The sequence below is a fragment of the Bacillus thuringiensis genome, assembly GCF_001182785.1.
GTDB lineage: Bacteria > Bacillota > Bacilli > Bacillales > Bacillaceae_G > Bacillus_A > Bacillus_A thuringiensis_S.
The window spans coordinates 5203372-5219957 of sequence record NZ_CP012099.1 but is presented as its reverse complement, the minus strand read 5'-3'; the positions used below and the strand labels follow the sequence as shown (position 1 = coordinate 5219957).

The window sequence follows — 16586 nt, the reverse complement described above, 5'->3', positions numbered from 1 at the left end:
AACTATTCGTTATCAGTTTCAGTTTGTGTTACGTTTAATTTTTGCTTTAATAATGCATAATCTTGCGTTAATGTTACAAGTTGATGGTGTAGCTTAGAAATTTTTCTTGTTAGGTCAAAAATTAAGATGAAACAGAATAATAATCCAAATAAGAATAAGATGGATGGTGGATATTCTACTTTTAATAGTTTTCCAATCCAATTTATAATTTTATCAGTAGAACTTAAAATAGCCATTGCAACACAAACGAAAATCCACAAAATAGCATATTTTGTTTCTAAAGCCCCGCGACGAATGGAATTAATAATTAAGAAGAATAATAACAAAATAAAGATGAATGAAAAGGTAATTATATGCATTCACTATCAACCTTTCACGATTTTTTGCATCAATATAGCAAGGCTTACTTTAATCATGTAATATGCAGATTTAAGAGGTGTGATGGAAGATTGTCCACCTTGTCGCTCTTGCATATTTACAGATATCTCATTAATGCGAAGTTTTTTCTTTTTTAAATGAATAAGAACTTCTGGCTCTGGATAATCTTTTGGATAATTGTGTGCAAAAATCGTAATTACTTCTCGATTGATAGCACGATATCCAGAAGTTGGATCCATAAATGTTTGTTTCGTTAAAACTTTCAGTAGGGCAGTAAAATAAAAAATACCGATTCTCCTTGAAATACTACCTTTGTAAGCTGTTTTTTCTGTAAAGCGTGAACCTAGCACCATATCACATTGGCCTTCAGCAATAGGCTGTATAATTTTGTATAAATCATCCGGATTATGTTGTCCATCAGCATCGAACTGAATTGCAATATCATATCCGTTCTCATATGCGTATTTATAGCCAGTTTGTACAGCTGAACCGATGCCCAGATTATATGGTAGATTAATAAGATGAACAGGGAAATTTTTTACGATTTGAGCTGTTTTATCTTGTGAGCCATCATTAATAACGCAAATGCTTAACGCTGTAAAATGTTGTTTTAGTTCTAGTAATCTTGTTAATGTATCTGCAATTGCTTCTTCCTCATTATAGGCTGGAATAATAATCAAAGTTTTTGGTATTGAAATTGGTACCTCGATAGACATTACCGCACCACCCCTTACATATTTAACTATATTATGGTTATTTATAAACAACTTTACTTAATATACCATTAAAAGTATAAGAAAATAAAGGAAAAACTGATGGGTGATTTTAGGAGGAAGCCACTGATACAAAGGCAAGCGATAGTATTTTTTTATAATAAAAAATACATGCAAGGCAGGACCTGTGCATGTATGATGAGAAGATTATGTTAAATATTCCAAGGCTTACTTAAAGTTAAAACTTCAGCCATCTCTTTACTTTTTAAACGTCCCTTTTTTCGGTTTTCCGCGCGTTCTAAACCGGTTGTGTGTAACCAATGTTCTTCCTGAGTTTCAGGTAGTACTTGTGGTACGGACGAAGGTTTTCCATCTTTTATAGCCACAAATGTAATGAAGCAAGTAGCAGCAATTCTACGCTCGCCTGCTAATAAATTTTCTGCGATTACTTTTACGAAAACTTCCATTGAAGATTTCCCTGTATAACATACAAATGCTTCATAACAAACAGAATCAGCTTGGTGAATTGGAGTTAAAAAATCAACTGAATCAATAGATGCTGTTACGCAATGTTTACGACTATGTCTTGCAGCCGCAATTGAAGCAATACTATCAATTTCTGCTAATAATTTCCCTCCAAAAAGTGTTTGGTGATTATTTAAATCGTTAGGAAAAACACGTGTTGTCTTAATTGCTTTAGATTCTCGCATGAATTTCTTTTCCATATATTCAGCCCCTATAGTCTGTTTTCAATCAGAATAATATGTGTAAGCGGAGTACTCATATTAGATATTTAATGAAGTAAAGTGTATTCCAAAAGAGGATTATTTAAACTTCTGTATTTGTATTCATGTAACTGAAAGAAAATTTATTTTATCTAAAATGTAGTGTAAAAGAGGATTCGCTTACATTGCAAGTAAAAAGTAATGACTATGTATTCGTCATAGAAATTCCCTATCAGCCGTGTACCCATTCATGATAGAATCATTTTGTTATGAATGGAAATAGAGGTGCAATGGACATATGAATCATATACAAACAAATTTTTCATCTTTCTTCAATAAAATTACGATCAGTGCGATGCTCGCATTTTTCGTTTATAGTTGCTGGGTAGCATTTGAGACAAGTAAGCAATTCTTTGGAGGAAGTACAACAAGTGTAACAATCATATTGGCAATTTTCGTCATACTTATTTTGTTAGTGGCATCAATTCTACAATATCGTTTTACAGATAAACAATTTCTTATTTTTCTTATAAGTATATCTATAGTTGTGAGGCTTAGTATGCTGTTATTTGTAGATGCTCCAATAATTGGTGATATGAAAGTGATGTATGAGTCTGCAAAGCAGATTGCAATTGGTAATAATATAGAGACTGTAACTCATTTGCCTTTTATTATATATGAGTCAGTAATTATTCGTATATTTGGTGATACATTATTCGCTTTACAACTATTTAATGTGTTATTTTGCGCAGGAACCGCATTTTTTATTTATCGTATTGCGGCAATGGTTTTTGGAGAAGAATGTGGTCGTATTGCTTCTATATTTTATGCTCTGTATATTCCAAATATATTGCTGAGTTCCGTATTAACTCCTGAGTCACTTGCAATATTTTTATTTTATTTTGCTTGTTACATACTTTTATATAAAGGGTTAGATCATCCTTATATGTGGGTGTTTTCAGCGGTTTTATTTGCATTTAGTAATATGATTTTTCCAATGGGATTATTTTTTCCTATTTTTATCACTGTATATGTATTATTAATTGAAGTGTTTCAATCAGCAACGAAACAAAAAGTGTTACTAAAGATGGTAGGGATACTTATTCTATTTTATAGTACTCATTTTGGGGTGAATTATGGAATTAAGGCAATGGGATTGTCACAATATACGATTTCGAATGAGACGTATGTTCAATCTGTCTTAATTGGAAAAACGAAACATGAGGAAAAAATAACGAAAAATCAAAGTGTAACAGAGCATATTGATCAAAAGTTAAAAGAGATTGAGGGAGAAAGATTTAAACTTTTAGAGCCGATGATAAATCAGTTTTCAGATGAGGGGATAAATTCTATTCTTTTCAAATGTGAAAAACTGATATATATAGCGGTAACATTGTTTATGACTATAGCTCTATTACACTTCCTTATTAAGAAACAACAAAATGAGGGATATATGTTGTTCTTATTTTTAATTAGTGGCTACGTATTGTTAAGGCTCTTCCAAGTAGATATGGCATATTACAATGTAATTATGCCGGCATTGTTTATTTTGCAGAGCTTTGGTGTTTATATGAGTTATGTGTATTGTCAAAAAATATTTTTCAGAAAATAAAAAGAATCCATTCTGGATTCTTTTTTTTGATGGAAGATGAAATTTAGTAGTCAGTGCAAATGGAAAGTATGCCTGACTTGAATTTTATCCCGCTATTTTCCGGACAGTAAGCCCCCCACCTCAAAATTCAGCGAAAGCAAAGAAGTTAGGTGGGGGCCCTGCTACTCGTAAAATCCCGATTGGTGAGGGCTGATTATATCTTATCGATTTAGTTCTAGTTGTAAATTATCGGCTGTTAGAGCCATTTGTGAGGAATCATCTTGAATTCCTTTCATTACTTGTGAAATAGCTTGTAGCTCATGTTCAATTTTCTTATTCTGTTCTTTTGAGTTAGACATATCTTTTACAATTTCTTGGAAGTATCGATCTGTTGCCGACATACTATCCGTTCCTTCTGATACGAGAGAGCTAATTTGTTTCACGGAAGACGAGACACGAGTAATTTGTTCATTTGTTTTTTCGACGAGCTTTGTAACGTTAAATATAGATTCTTTCGTTTGCTCTGATAATTTTCGGATTTCACCAGCAACAACAGAAAACCCCTTCCCAAATTCTCCAGCACGTGCAGACTCGATAGCAGCATTTAGTGCGAGTAAATTTGTTTGCTCCGCGATTGATTTAACGATATCTATGATTTCGTTAATTTTGTTAGAAATATCGAGAAGTTCATGAGTATCTGTAATAATCGTTTCCATATTCATTTGAATAGATCCCATTCGTTTGTTTTGCTGGTTTAATTGTTCTTTCCCTTTATTCGCTTTTTCTTCAGATGTTGTAGCTAATGATGTACCTGTTTTAGCAATTTCTACAATAGTTTCAGATTTGGCGGTTAGTTTTTGAATAGAAGAGCTTGTTTTTTCAGATACAGCAGCTAATTCTGTTGCGATATGCGTAATTGTCATAGCAGTTAGTTCTTTTTCTTTCTCATGTTCTTTTTGCATTCTTTCATATTCAGATTCATAAGCTGCAAGAACGAGTTCTTGTTCAAGAGTGAATAATTTATTTATGACATTTATAGAATAAGAAAAATCATCGATTGTTGATATTTTTGTTTGTAAAATCTTCATGATAGAGCGGAATAATTCTTGATAAGCAGCAGTATACCATTTTCGATGTAAACCAATTTGTACATGTCTTTTGGCAATCCTAACACGCTGTTCAATAAAATCTTCATGCATATTGCCGCTGAATAATTCTTTAATATGTGTTTTTAAAGTTTGTTTTAGTTTTGGAATAGAGCTGTAACGTTCAATAATAGTAATTAAATTAGGTTGTTTTGTAATGTTGGCATAAAATTTTTCAGTAATCCAATCAATTTCTGCATAAATAAAAGGCTGTAGTACTTTTACAACTTGTAAATCTTCTTTTGAAATATGTAGCATATCCATTTGAATTTTTAATTCAGAATTAGTAGGTACATTAAAAGTTATTTGTTGGTCCTTACTTAATTCGATTATACTGGCATTTGTTTTATTAATATTTTTTTTGAAAACCCCAAGCATCATTCTTCCCCCTGTTTATAAAACGTTTTCAATTTTAAAACTAATATAGAGTAATTATATATGCTTATATATAATTACTCTATATTAGTTCGTTGAATAGTATATAAATTAAGAGAATTCTATCTAGAATTCTCTTAATGGCCTTTATTAATTTTAGCATGTGTTTTAAAGAAAACAGGGAAATGCACATTATATATTACAGTGACGACACGAATAACGAATGTTACTAATAAACAAACATAGAAAGCTAATACGTGCGCCCCCATAGCGTGTGTGATTAGGAAGCTAATTGCTCCTAAGATAGAAGCGATTGCGTAAATCTCTTTTCGGAATACGTAAGGGATATCTTGAGCACAAATGTCACGCAAAATACCGCCTCCAATACCTGTAATGACTCCCATTGAAACAACTAGAAATGAGGCATCAACATGATGTGACATTGCCGCATTTGCACCAATAGCTGTAAAAACGCCTAAGCCAACAGCATCAGAAAGCATAATAACGACTTGAAGTTTATTGATGCGCTCAAAAAACATACAAGTAAATAATGCTGATAATACACTTACGAAAAAGTAAATGGGTTTTACAAATGCGACAGGGGGCAGGTTACCAATCATGATATCACGAATAATACCGCCGCCGAGCGCAGTAGCTACAGCTAAACAAAGGACACCAAATAAATCTAAATCTTTTTTTAAACCAACTAATGTACCAGAAATGGCAGCGGCGATAATGCCAAGAAACGTAAATATATCGATTAATAACATGGCCTTAATCCCTTCCTCTTAAAGATGTTCCAGAGAAAAAATATACACTAAAGTATTGGAAATAACAATTACTTTTCGTTACATGTAGAAAAACGGATAAAATACATAAAGAAAGCGTTTGAAAATGTTTAGGGGAAAACGAAGCAAGGTTAATTTTTCATTGTAGGGTAGCCGAGTGGATGTCATTTTGTAATTATCGAATTTTATATGTTAATACATAGATTAACAAATGTTACTATAATACTGATAATAAGTGAAAGAGTGTTAGATAGTTTTTATAGAGATAGGGAAGGATAGCTAAAGGATAATATTTTCTAGTACTACTTAAGGTGGATTGGCTAGTTTCGGTATAAAAATAGTTCTCAATTTAAATATGAGTTATGTTATAATTGCTAGGTGTGTTTTAACGATAATAAATTATGATTAAAAGATAATGTTAAGATTTTGTATGGAGGTCTTGGAATGTTAGCAAATCAAGCTAGGGTTAGATTTGAGCATTTTTTGCTCTTTTTTATTATTTTACAGCCTGTTTTAGATTTATTAACGTCTCTTAGCATCACTTTATTAAAGTCAAATGCTACCGTTGGAATTTTAGTAAGATTCCTTATTATGGCTGTTGGTGGTATTTACATTTTAATTCAGGCAAAAGAGAAGGAAAATAGAAAGTTTTTAATTTATCTTATATTATTAGCCGGAGTTTTAGGGGTAGGATTTATTAATAACAAACTAGTTAAGGATCCTATTGTACTTGGTGAAGAAGTTAAGTTCGTTGCGAAAGCATTATATATATATATTATGCTGGGGTCATACATTTTAGCTTTAAAATCATTGAAAAAGACAGTTAATATTAGCGATAAGGTTCGAAATAGTATTGTATATTCTACATTAATCATTAATGCAATTATGGTTATTTCTATTTCAACATCTACTGACTTTGGTAGTTATGAATGGATGAAGGTTGGTTCTCGAGGTTGGTTCTATGCAGGAAATGAACTAGGTTCAATCTTAGCTATTATTTTCCCTATTGTGGTACTATATTCTATTCAAAAAACAAAAAGCGTGAAGCACGTTTTATATTGGATCCCATCACTTTTAATGATTTATTCGCTAATCCAAGTTGGTACGAAAGTAGGAATGGGCTCAATTGGTGCTACGTTAGCAGCAGCAATCGGGATCATTGTACTGCAATTATTATTTGATAGAAAAAATCCGAATAAAAAATCTCTTGCACTTAACGCAGTAATTGCTATTATCCTATTAGCCGGTGTAGTTGGGACGTTTAAACAAACACCATTAGCGCAAAATATGGGTATTCACAATAACTATTTAACAGAGCAAAATGTGGCACAACAAGATCAAAAAGAACAAGAAATTAAAGATAAGCTGAAAAAAGAACAAGAAATTAAAGAAAAAGAAGAAAAGCACCATAAGGTTGAAAAACCAGAAGAAAAAGCGAAGATAGAAGTAGAAGTTAAGAAAGAACTTGAAAAAGAGCAAAAGAAAGAAAATCAAGAAAATCTTATTTTCAGTGGACGTCAAGTATATGAAGAAAGACATAAGCAGTTCTTTAAAGAAGCGCCAATGTCACAAAAGTTATTAGGAATGGGTTATGCAGGTAACTTTAAATATAATGAACAAAAGCAGCCAGATCCAAAACTAATTGAAATGGACTTCCATGATTGGTTTTATGATTTCGGGATTATTGGCTTTGTATTACTAATGATTCCATTTATTTATTACGGGCTAAGAATTCTACTAGCATTTGCTACGAGATTTAAGGACATATTTAATATAAAATATGGAATGATTTCAGCAAGCTTATTGTTAGCGTTAGGTATTGCTTATATTGCAGGACATATTTTAACAGCACCAGGAGTTGGGATATACTTTGTAGTGGTGTTAGCTTATCTAATAGTAGACCTAGAAATTGAATGATAAAAATAAAAGCTAACTTTTGTTAGCTTTTATTTTTTAGTACAGTAAAATAAAAATAGATGGAAACGTAGCGAGGATTTAAAGGAGGAAAAAATATGAGAATATTGCATATGAATGCAGGAGCAGAAGATGGGGGAGGGAAAACACATATTATTTCACTTCTCGATCAGTTTCCAACTGGTGAAGTAGAATTAGCAGTATTTGAAGATGGAATTGTTGCGAAGGAAGCAAGGGAGTTAGGGATAAAAGTCCATGTGTTTTCACAAAAATCGCGCTATGATTTATCCATTTTAAAGAATATAAGTGATTTTATTAATAAAGAAAAATTTGATGTAGTTCATACGCATGGTCCTAGGGCTAATTTCTATGTTTCTTTAATGAAAAAGAGAATAAAGGCAAAATGGGTAACGACTATTCATAGTGATCCATTTCAAGACTTTACTAAACAGGGCTTAAAAGGTTGGATTTTTACGAAATTAAATTTGAAAGCCTTAAAAAATATAGACTTATTTTTCGTTGTAACAAATAGATTGAAAAAAAGCTTGGCAGCATTAGGCATTTCAAATGACAAGATGCATGTTATTTATAATGGAATTGAATACGATCAGGAAAAAGCAGAAGGCTATAATAAAAAAGAAATGTTCAATATTGATGAAGATGTATTTACGGTAATTCAAGTAGCACGATTACATCCTGTCAAAGGACATGAAGTTTTATTCGATGCGTTACAACAAACAAAATTAGAGAAAATTAAAGTATTATTAGTTGGAGATGGCCCATTAGAAGAAAATCTAAAGTCATTAGCTACTGAAAAAGGGATTAACGATAAAGTAGAGTTTTTAGGACATCGTCAAGATGTAAAACAATTATTTGCGTCGTCACATGTAAATTTATTAACTTCCCATAGTGAAGGGTTCCCACTAGTTTTATTAGAAGCGGCAAACCAACGTGTACCATCAATTGTGACTAGAGCTGGAGAAATTGAACCATTAATCGTAGATGAAACTTACGGATGGATTGTGCCAACAGGTGATGGAAAGGCATTGGCATTAGCTTTAGAAGAAGCGTATGATAAGTGGAAAACTGGAGAGTTAGCAGCAATGGGTAAACATATTTATGAGCATGCTACTATGGACTTCTCACTTCAAAAACTATATGACGATACAAAAGAAACATATAAGCAATTAATAGCGAAAAACTTGTAATGATAGAGAGGATAGTTAACTATGGCAGTACAAACAGTTGATATTCTAGGCGTTCCTTTTTCTACAATGACAATGGATGAAACGGTCCAATATTTAAAAGAACAACTAGAAGCGGAGCGAACTCATACGTTTCAGGTAGTGACAGCAAATCCTGAAATTGTTATGTGCGCAAAAAAGGATGAAAAGTTCTATCAAACATTATTGAATACAGATTTAATTACACCTGATGGTATTGGGGTTGTAAAGGCAAGTGGCATGCTTGGTACACCTTTAAAAGAGCGTGTAGCAGGTTTTGATTTAATGTGTAATTTACTTGCGAAGTTATCAGAGGATAGTAAACCAGTATCTGTTTTCTTATTAGGTGCAAAGCCGCATGTTGTACAAGCTGCAGCAGATCACTTAACAAAGACATATTCAGCTGTATCCATCGCCGGGACACAAGATGGTTATTTTAAACAAGAAGACGAAGAAAATATCATTTCTCGCATTCAAGAAGCGAAACCAGATTTATTACTTGTTGCACTCGGTTTCCCAAGACAAGAGAACTTTATCCAAAACAATAAGCATCGTTTAGAAACGAAAATGGCTGTTGGAGTAGGCGGAAGTTTAGACGTATGGGCTGGAGAGGTAAAACGTGCACCAAAATGGATTCAAGCGATTCATTTAGAGTGGTTTTATAGATTATGCAGTAATCCAACACGCTGGCGTCGTCAGTTAGTATTAGCGGAATTTTTAAAAGAAGTAATGCGTTCGAAAAAGTAGCGAAATATCGCTGCTTTTTTATTTGTTCGTTTTTAATAAATTGAAAATTTAATCAGTTAGGCATCTCTACTGATTATTAGCCCTCACCAATCGGGATAGGCGTTTTACTTTTTGGGAATGATGAAGGAGAAATTTTTTACACAAAAGTATTTTACTTATACAATTCACACATGTAAAATGATGTGTAAAGACACCTGTGTGAGGAGGACTTCTAGTGGGCAAGGTAAAAGAAATTTCGAAGCGCAAACTACTTGGTATAGCTGGGCTTGGATGGCTATTTGATGCAATGGATGTCGGAATGCTTTCATTTGTAATGGTAGCCTTGCAAAAGGATTGGGGATTAACGAGCCAGGAAATGGGATGGATAGGTAGTATTAACTCAATCGGTATGGCAGTAGGAGCGCTTATTTTTGGGATACTATCAGATAAAATAGGGCGAAAATCAGTCTTTATTATTACATTATTATTATTTTCTATCGGTAGTGGTTTAACTGCGTTAACGACGACACTCGCGATGTTTCTCGTTTTACGCTTTGTAATTGGTATGGGGCTTGGCGGAGAGCTTCCGGTTGCCTCTACACTAGTATCAGAGAGTGTTGAAGCACATGAGCGTGGGAAAATTGTTGTGTTATTAGAAAGTTTTTGGGCAGGTGGATGGTTAATTGCAGCTCTTATCTCGTATTTTGTTATTCCGAAATATGGTTGGGAAGTCGCGATGGTATTGAGTGCAGTTCCAGCACTATATGCTTTATATTTAAGATGGAATTTACCGGATTCCCCAAGGTTCCAAAAAGTTGAAAAAAGACCATCTGTTATTGAAAATATAAAATCAGTTTGGTCTGGGGAATATCGTAAAGCAACAATTATGCTATGGATTCTATGGTTTTGTGTTGTCTTTTCCTATTATGGAATGTTCCTTTGGTTACCAAGTGTAATGGTGCTAAAAGGATTTAGTTTAATAAAAAGTTTCCAATACGTACTTATTATGACATTAGCTCAACTTCCAGGATATTTCACTGCTGCTTGGTTTATTGAACGTCTCGGTCGTAAATTTGTTTTGGTTACGTATTTAATCGGAACAGCCTGCAGTGCCTATTTGTTTGGGGTTGCGGATTCATTAACAGTATTAATCGTGGCAGGTATGTTACTATCCTTCTTTAACTTAGGTGCTTGGGGAGCATTATACGCCTATACACCTGAGCAGTATCCAACCGTTATTCGTGGTACAGGTGCAGGAATGGCAGCAGCATTTGGGCGTATTGGTGGTATTCTTGGGCCACTATTAGTGGGGTATTTAGTTGCCTCAGAAGCTTCACTATCATTAATATTTACGATTTTCTGCGGATCAATTTTAATTGGTGTATTCGCTGTAGTAATACTTGGACAGGAAACGAAGCAACGAGAATTAGTATAAAATGAAATTTTAAACGTATCCCTGACCGTTTATTATCCTACACTACTCGGCTCTTTCTAGGCAGTTAATGTAGGATAAAAGGGGAGAGGAAACCGAAGTGGTTTCCTTTTTTCTGTTTTTTTAGATAAATAATGGTATAGTAAGAAAAAGGGATTATTTCTTATAAAAGCGAATGTATACAGCAGGACATATGGACAAAGAATTAGGTGGTTGAAGAAATGAAAATTTTACTGATCATGGAAGAGGCAGAAGAGAGAAGAGAGTTAGCTGAAAATTTCACTGAAAATATGAGAAATGTAGAATGTTTTGAAGCAAAGACAGGAACAGAATCTTTATTTATGATGAAAAAACATATACCAGACTTTGTTTTTTTAAGTTCCAAATTACTAGATGGTACTGGTTTTGAATATGCAAGTTTATTACGAGAAATAAATTGCTATACAAAATTTATTTTTGTAGGTGAAAACATAGAGGAATCTATTACAGCTTTTCGTTTCCAAGCATTTTATTATTTATTACGACCATTTCGTGAAGAAGATTTACAATTTCTTTTATATAAAATAGGTAAAGAACAAGGTGAGAAAGCAAAGAGTTATTTGCGGAAACTACCGATAGAAAGTCAAGAGGGTATACGATATATGCTCCCAGAAGATATTGTATATGTAAGTAAAAATAAAGAAAATAAAACTGTTTCAATTTACACAACGAATAATCAGTATATTTCAACATATACACTTCAGGAATTAGAAAATAAGCTAAATGCATATGATTTTTTACGTGTGCATAAAAGCTATTTAATTAATATGTCATATGTAAAAGAACTGAAACCTTATTATAATGGCACGTATAATTTGTATTTAGATAGGTATGATGAGCAACCGATTCCAGTCAGTCGTAATTATGTAAAACGCCTTCGAAATAACATTGAATTATAGTAGGTAATGATAGTATTTTAACATGATAAACTGAAAATCCTTCATGATAAGGAGGATTCAAGTTAAATATTCAGAAAATTTAGTACAATCTCCACTAAGAAATAGTATTGGGGGAATTGTATGTGAAGACATTGAAATCGATCTTACTTTGGGGCGTTATTACAGCAGTAGGAGCAGGTGCTTTTGGGGTAATAGCTTTATCACAAGGTGAAACCATTAATGCTGTATGGCTCTTAGTAGCTGCCGTATGTGTATATGCAGTTGCTTATCGTTTTTATAGTAGATTTATAGCGAGAAAGGTTTTTAATTTAGATGATAATCGGCAAACACCAGCTCATACATTAAACGATGGGAAAGACTATGTTCCAACAAATAAGTGGGTATTGTTTGGGCATCACTTTGCAGCGATTGCTGGGGCGGGACCTTTAGTAGGACCGATTTTAGCAGCACAAATGGGATATTTACCAGGGACCATTTGGATTATCGTTGGGGTAGTTGTTGCGGGGGCTGTCCAAGATTTTGTCATTTTATTTGCTTCGATGAGACGTAATGGTAAATCGTTAGGAGAAATGATCAAGGATGAGATTGGACCTGTTACAGGACTAATTGCAATGATAGGTATTTTAGGAATTATGATTATTTTATTAGCAGTATTAGCGTTAGTCGTAGTAAAGGCACTGATCGGAAGTCCTTGGGGAATGTTTACGATAGCAGCAACTATTCCTATCGCTATTTTAATGGGAGTTTATATGCGCTATATTAGGCCTGGTCGTGTTGGAGAAGGGTCAGTAATTGGTATTATCCTACTTATTTTATCTCTTATTGGAGGACAGTATGTAGCAGAAAATCCAACACTTGCAAGTATGTTCACATTTAGTGGTGAAACAATTGCTATTATGCTTATTGTATATGGATTTATTGCATCTGCATTACCAGTTTGGATGTTATTAGCACCACGTGATTATTTAAGTACGTTTTTAAAAGTTGGAACAATCGTTGGCTTGGCGATTGGCATTTTAATTGTAGCACCCGATTTACAAATGCCAGCAGTTTCGCAATTTATTGATGGAACTGGTCCTGTTTTCTCCGGTAATTTATTCCCGTTCTTATTCATTACGATTGCCTGTGGTGCGGTCTCTGGATTCCATGCTCTCGTTTCATCTGGTACAACTCCAAAAATGATTGAGCAAGAGGGACATGCACAGCCAATCGGTTACGGAGCAATGTTAATGGAGTCGTTTGTAGCAGCGATGGCAATGATTGCAGCTTGTGTATTAACGCCAGGAACTTATTTTGCGATTAATAGTCCGGCGGCACTTATTGGTACGGATGTATCGCAGGCAGCTCAAGTTATTTCTTCATGGGGATTTGCTATTACACCAAATGAACTAAAAGAACTTGCTGTAAATGTTGGAGAGCAAACAATTTTATCACGTACAGGTGGCGCACCAACGTTAGCGATAGGTATGGCATATATTTTCTCACAAGTAATAGGTGGAACGGCGATGATGGCATTCTGGTATCATTTTGCCATTCTTTTTGAAGCACTATTTATTTTAACAACGATTGACGCAGGAACGCGTGTAGGACGATTTATGATTCAAGATATTTTAGGGCATGTATATAAGCCGTTTGCGAAAACAGATTCTACATTAGCGAATGTAATAGCTACAACGTTATGTGTATTAGGGTGGGGATATTTCTTATACCAAGGGGTAATAGATCCGCTCGGTGGAATTAATACATTATGGCCACTTTTCGGTATTGCAAATCAAATGTTAGCGGGTATCGCATTATTACTTGGAACGACAATTTTGTTCAAAATGGGGAAAAAGGCGTATGTTTGGGTAACACTTATTCCAACTGTGGGATTGCTTATTGTAACGATGACAGCTGGTTATCAAAAGCTATTTCACGAAAATCCTAAAATCGGATTTCTATCTCACGCGAAGGTATTCCAGGGAGCGTTAGATGAAGGAAAAGTGTTAGCACCAGCTAAAAATGTTTCTCAAATGAAGCAAATTATTTTTAATGATTATATCGATGCAGCGCTTTGTGGGATTTTTATGATAGTTGTAATTGCTGTGTTAATTTCAGCACTTCGAATTTGGATCCAAGTATTAAGAAATAAGCCAATGTCGTTAAAAGAGGCACCATATATTCCTAGAGATGAAAGTGAGTCGAGGAACTATGCTTAAAAAGCTGTGGCAAGTATGGGAGGAAAGGAAGCGCTTTATTAGTTTGCTTGTTGGGGTACCAAGTTATGAAGTATACGTAGAGCATATGAAAAAGCATCATCCAGAAGAAGAGGTTGTATGTCAAAAGCAGTTTTTTGCTGAGGCACAAGAAGCGAGATTTAACGCAAAGGGTGGAAAAATATCACGTTGTTGTTAATGAAAAAGGGCGAGCTTTCGCCCTTTTTATTTTTTTGCTGTTTCACGTGGAACAGCAAAAATAAACAAAAAACTTTGGGAATTAAAGGTATTTCGTATACAATAAAGTAAGGAAAGGGATAGATAGAAAAGTAAGGAGATTATTTTATGTTAAGGGACTTATTTGTAAATACAACAATTATTCTTTCCTTTATTTTTGTTGGAGGTCAGCTTTTAAGAGATAAGCCGTTAAAAGAAGGATTCTCTTTTGGGCAGAAATGTGTAGTGGGCATTTTTACTGGGATATTAGGTATATTACTAATGTATTTCGGTGTTCATGTTGGTACTATCCTATTGGATTTACGCTACTTAGCAGTTATTCTAGCTGTTATTATTGGAGGGCCGATAGCGAGTACTATAACAATTGGTATGATTTTAGTAACAAGGCTGTTGTTTATGGATTATTCATTAGCTTCTCAAGTGGCTTTTTATACAATCATTGCGATAGGAATAGGGAGTATCTTTATTTCGCGAATGAAGCTTTCTTTAGGGGAAAAGTGGGTATGGTTACACGCATATATTTTATCTATTCTAATCCCAGCGTTATATATATGGCTAATTAAAGACATTCACATAGTGGGATTATATTTAATTTCTAGTATTATTACAGGTTACATAACATTCATAAGTGCAAAATATGTTTTACAATCCAATGGGTTATTTCAAACGATGAAGCAATACGCAACGATAGATGCATTGACAAGCCTAGGAAACGTAAGACAATTTGATTTAGAGATGAATCGTCATATTGGTAATAAGCGTATGAAAAATGATTCACTTTGTTTACTACTTATAGATATTGACCACTTTAAGCATGTAAATGATACGTATGGGCACCCAGCGGGAGACGAAGTGTTAAAACAAGTAGGGCATATTTTGCGAGAAATGTCAGCATTTCCGGATTTGGTTTTTCGAAAGGGTGGAGAGGAGTTTGCGCTTTTGATACCAAGGAAAGGAATAGCTTATGGAATTCGTATTGGGGAACAAACTCGTATAGCTGTTGAAAAACATTCATTTCAATTGTTAGATGGAACGAAAATAAAAATTACAGTTTCGGTAGGGATTTCAGAATATAAAGAATCACCAGAGCAATTTATTCAAGCGGCGGATGATGCGTTATACTACTCGAAACGAAATGGTAGAAATAAGGTTAGTTCTGCATCTTAAAGATAAGATGACCAGAAGACATAAAGCTTATAAAAACACTCACAGAGGCAATGTATGAACCTTGTGAGTGTTTTTATTTATATATTAGACAAGTTCTTTTGATACAACGAATTTACGATATGCACCATGGTGAGTTGGACCTACGTATTCGTTAATTTTGAATGAGTAACGAATAGCAGCTGTGATGAATTCTTTAGCAGTTTTTACTGCTTCTTTCACAGGTCTTCCTTTTGCAAGTTCTGCTGTAATTGCAGCAGAATATGTACAACCTGCACCGTGTGTATTGGTTGTATCGATTTTTTCTGATTCTAGAAGATCGAATGTTTCTCCATCGTATAGGACGTCGATTGCAGTTTCTGTACCAAGTTTGCTTCCGCCTTTAATTAGTACGTATTTGGCACCTAAAGCATGGATTTTCTTCGCTGCTTCTTTCATGTCCTCAAGAGAATTAATTTTCACACCGCTTAATTGGTAAGCTTCAAATAAGTTTGGCGTTACAACTAATGCCTTTGGCACAAGAACGTCACGTAAGCAATCGTTCGTTTCAGGATGTAATGCTTCATCTGCACCTTTACATACCATAACAGGGTCAACTACTACATTTTTGAAATTGTGCTTTTCAATTGTTTCTGCAACCATTTCAATAATTTCTACTGATCCAAGCATACCTGTTTTTAAAGCGTCTACGCCAACACCTTCAATTGTTGTTTCTAATTGTGGTTTTAATGTAGAAGCTGGGATTGGAAATACGTTATGTGCCCAACCGTTATGTGGATCCATCGTTACGATTGTTGTAAGAGATGTCATTCCGTATACGCCAAGTTCTTGGAATGTTTTTAAATCTGCTTGTATACCAGCACCGCCACTTGTGTCAGAACCAGCGATAGTAAGTGCTTTATTTAATGTCATTATGAAAGCCCCCTCAAGTGATATAATGAAAACTATGTTTTCACCATTATATCAATGTTACGAATAAGTACAAAGTGAAAAGTAGATGATTTATTTTAAGAGCTATTTAAAATCTTGTATGCAGGAGACT

Annotated in this window: 15 protein-coding genes and 1 pseudogene; 9 read left to right on the top strand and 7 right to left on the bottom strand. The window is 34.1% G+C overall.

Features of this window, described 5'->3' with window-relative positions; translation table 11 throughout:
• Nucleotides 1–2 precede the first annotated feature (2 nt).
• From AC241_RS26945 to AC241_RS26935, 3 genes are all read right to left on the bottom strand, one after another.
• A complete protein-coding gene (locus tag AC241_RS26945) occupies nucleotides 3–359 on the bottom strand; it encodes a DUF2304 domain-containing protein (RefSeq protein ID WP_050844769.1) in 357 nt (118 codons plus the stop codon).
• A gap of 6 nt (nucleotides 360–365) precedes the next feature.
• Nucleotides 366–1094, bottom strand: a complete 729-nt coding sequence (locus AC241_RS26940) for a glycosyltransferase family 2 protein (RefSeq protein ID WP_000021473.1) — start codon at nucleotides 1092–1094, stop codon at nucleotides 366–368.
• A gap of 209 nt (nucleotides 1095–1303) precedes the next feature.
• On the bottom strand, nucleotides 1304–1816 hold the full coding sequence (locus AC241_RS26935) for an acyl-CoA thioesterase (protein WP_000412126.1): 513 nt from the start codon (nucleotides 1814–1816) through the stop codon (nucleotides 1304–1306).
• A 298-nt stretch (nucleotides 1817–2114) separates the two neighbouring features.
• Here AC241_RS26935 and AC241_RS26930 point away from each other — a divergent pair, with 298 nt between their 5' ends.
• A complete protein-coding gene (locus AC241_RS26930) occupies nucleotides 2115–3428 on the top strand; it encodes an ArnT family glycosyltransferase (protein ID WP_029443699.1) in 1314 nt (437 codons plus the stop codon).
• Nucleotides 3429–3628: 200 nt separating this feature from the next.
• Here AC241_RS26930 and AC241_RS36065 read toward each other — a convergent pair whose 3' ends face one another.
• The 3 genes and pseudogenes from AC241_RS36065 to AC241_RS26920 form a co-directional block, all read right to left on the bottom strand.
• Nucleotides 3629–4330, bottom strand: a complete 702-nt coding sequence (locus tag AC241_RS36065) for a methyl-accepting chemotaxis protein (RefSeq protein ID WP_370541919.1) — start codon at nucleotides 4328–4330, stop codon at nucleotides 3629–3631.
• 54 nt (nucleotides 4331–4384) lie between these two features.
• A pseudogene (locus tag AC241_RS36060) lies at nucleotides 4385–4930 on the bottom strand (protoglobin family protein); the annotation flags it as partial.
• 134 nt (nucleotides 4931–5064) lie between these two features.
• The gene (locus AC241_RS26920; protein ID WP_000924371.1) at nucleotides 5065–5697 is read right to left on the bottom strand and encodes a trimeric intracellular cation channel family protein; all 633 of its coding nucleotides are present in this window, start codon (nucleotides 5695–5697) and stop codon (nucleotides 5065–5067) included.
• 462 nt (nucleotides 5698–6159) lie between these two features.
• Between AC241_RS26920 and AC241_RS26915 the strand changes: the two genes are divergently transcribed.
• The 8 genes from AC241_RS26915 (at nucleotide 6160) to AC241_RS26880 (ending at nucleotide 15547) form a co-directional block, all read left to right on the top strand.
• On the top strand, nucleotides 6160–7632 hold the full coding sequence (locus AC241_RS26915) for an O-antigen ligase family protein (protein WP_016079580.1): 1473 nt from the start codon (nucleotides 6160–6162) through the stop codon (nucleotides 7630–7632).
• Between the two features lie 95 nt (nucleotides 7633–7727).
• Nucleotides 7728–8837 carry a glycosyltransferase family 4 protein gene (locus tag AC241_RS26910; RefSeq protein ID WP_050844768.1) on the top strand — a complete coding sequence of 370 codons (1110 nt, stop codon included), beginning with the start codon at nucleotides 7728–7730 and terminating at the stop codon, nucleotides 8835–8837.
• Nucleotides 8838–8858: 21 nt separating this feature from the next.
• Nucleotides 8859–9599, top strand: coding sequence for a WecB/TagA/CpsF family glycosyltransferase (locus AC241_RS26905; RefSeq protein ID WP_000290751.1), 741 nt, complete (start codon nucleotides 8859–8861; stop codon nucleotides 9597–9599).
• A 214-nt stretch (nucleotides 9600–9813) separates the two neighbouring features.
• Nucleotides 9814–11013, top strand: a complete 1200-nt coding sequence (locus tag AC241_RS26900) for an MFS transporter (protein WP_000521106.1) — start codon at nucleotides 9814–9816, stop codon at nucleotides 11011–11013.
• 218 nt (nucleotides 11014–11231) lie between these two features.
• Nucleotides 11232–11948: a LytR/AlgR family response regulator transcription factor gene (locus AC241_RS26895; RefSeq protein WP_000698259.1), complete on the top strand. Its 717-nt coding sequence runs from the start codon at nucleotides 11232–11234 to the stop codon at nucleotides 11946–11948.
• A 122-nt stretch (nucleotides 11949–12070) separates the two neighbouring features.
• Nucleotides 12071–14146, top strand: coding sequence for a carbon starvation protein CstA (gene cstA / locus AC241_RS26890; protein WP_050844767.1), 2076 nt, complete (start codon nucleotides 12071–12073; stop codon nucleotides 14144–14146).
• The gene (locus tag AC241_RS26885; protein WP_016079584.1) at nucleotides 14139–14342 is read left to right on the top strand and encodes a YbdD/YjiX family protein; all 204 of its coding nucleotides are present in this window, start codon (nucleotides 14139–14141) and stop codon (nucleotides 14340–14342) included. The genes cstA and AC241_RS26885 overlap by 8 nt, the downstream gene beginning before the upstream one ends.
• A 146-nt stretch (nucleotides 14343–14488) precedes the next feature.
• Nucleotides 14489–15547, top strand: a complete 1059-nt coding sequence (locus AC241_RS26880; RefSeq protein ID WP_016079585.1) for a GGDEF domain-containing protein — start codon at nucleotides 14489–14491, stop codon at nucleotides 15545–15547.
• A gap of 84 nt (nucleotides 15548–15631) precedes the next feature.
• Here AC241_RS26880 and pdxK read toward each other — a convergent pair whose 3' ends face one another.
• A complete protein-coding gene (pdxK, locus tag AC241_RS26875) occupies nucleotides 15632–16456 on the bottom strand; it encodes a pyridoxine/pyridoxal/pyridoxamine kinase (RefSeq protein ID WP_029443697.1) in 825 nt (274 codons plus the stop codon).
• Between the last annotated feature and the right edge of the window lie 130 nt (nucleotides 16457–16586).

What these genes read in the sequence shown, in the direction of transcription:
- AC241_RS26930 (WP_029443699.1), top strand. Translation starts at nt 2,115, where the DNA reads ATGAATCATATACAAACAAATTTTTCATCTTTCTTCAATAAAATTACG.
- AC241_RS36065 (WP_370541919.1), bottom strand. Translation starts at nt 4,330, where the DNA reads ATGACAATTACGCATATCGCAACAGAATTAGCTGCTGTATCTGAAAAA.
- AC241_RS26895 (WP_000698259.1), top strand. Translation starts at nt 11,232, where the DNA reads ATGAAAATTTTACTGATCATGGAAGAGGCAGAAGAGAGAAGAGAGTTA.
- AC241_RS26910 (WP_050844768.1), top strand. Translation starts at nt 7,728, where the DNA reads ATGAGAATATTGCATATGAATGCAGGAGCAGAAGATGGGGGAGGGAAA.
- AC241_RS26880 (WP_016079585.1), top strand. Translation starts at nt 14,489, where the DNA reads ATGTTAAGGGACTTATTTGTAAATACAACAATTATTCTTTCCTTTATT.
- AC241_RS26885 (WP_016079584.1), top strand. Translation starts at nt 14,139, where the DNA reads ATGCTTAAAAAGCTGTGGCAAGTATGGGAGGAAAGGAAGCGCTTTATT.
- pdxK (WP_029443697.1), bottom strand. Translation starts at nt 16,456, where the DNA reads ATGACATTAAATAAAGCACTTACTATCGCTGGTTCTGACACAAGTGGC.
- AC241_RS26920 (WP_000924371.1), bottom strand. Translation starts at nt 5,697, where the DNA reads ATGTTATTAATCGATATATTTACGTTTCTTGGCATTATCGCCGCTGCC.
- AC241_RS26905 (WP_000290751.1), top strand. Translation starts at nt 8,859, where the DNA reads ATGGCAGTACAAACAGTTGATATTCTAGGCGTTCCTTTTTCTACAATG.
- AC241_RS26935 (WP_000412126.1), bottom strand. Translation starts at nt 1,816, where the DNA reads ATGGAAAAGAAATTCATGCGAGAATCTAAAGCAATTAAGACAACACGT.
- AC241_RS26945 (WP_050844769.1), bottom strand. Translation starts at nt 359, where the DNA reads ATGCATATAATTACCTTTTCATTCATCTTTATTTTGTTATTATTCTTC.
- AC241_RS26940 (WP_000021473.1), bottom strand. Translation starts at nt 1,094, where the DNA reads ATGTCTATCGAGGTACCAATTTCAATACCAAAAACTTTGATTATTATT.
- AC241_RS26915 (WP_016079580.1), top strand. Translation starts at nt 6,160, where the DNA reads ATGTTAGCAAATCAAGCTAGGGTTAGATTTGAGCATTTTTTGCTCTTT.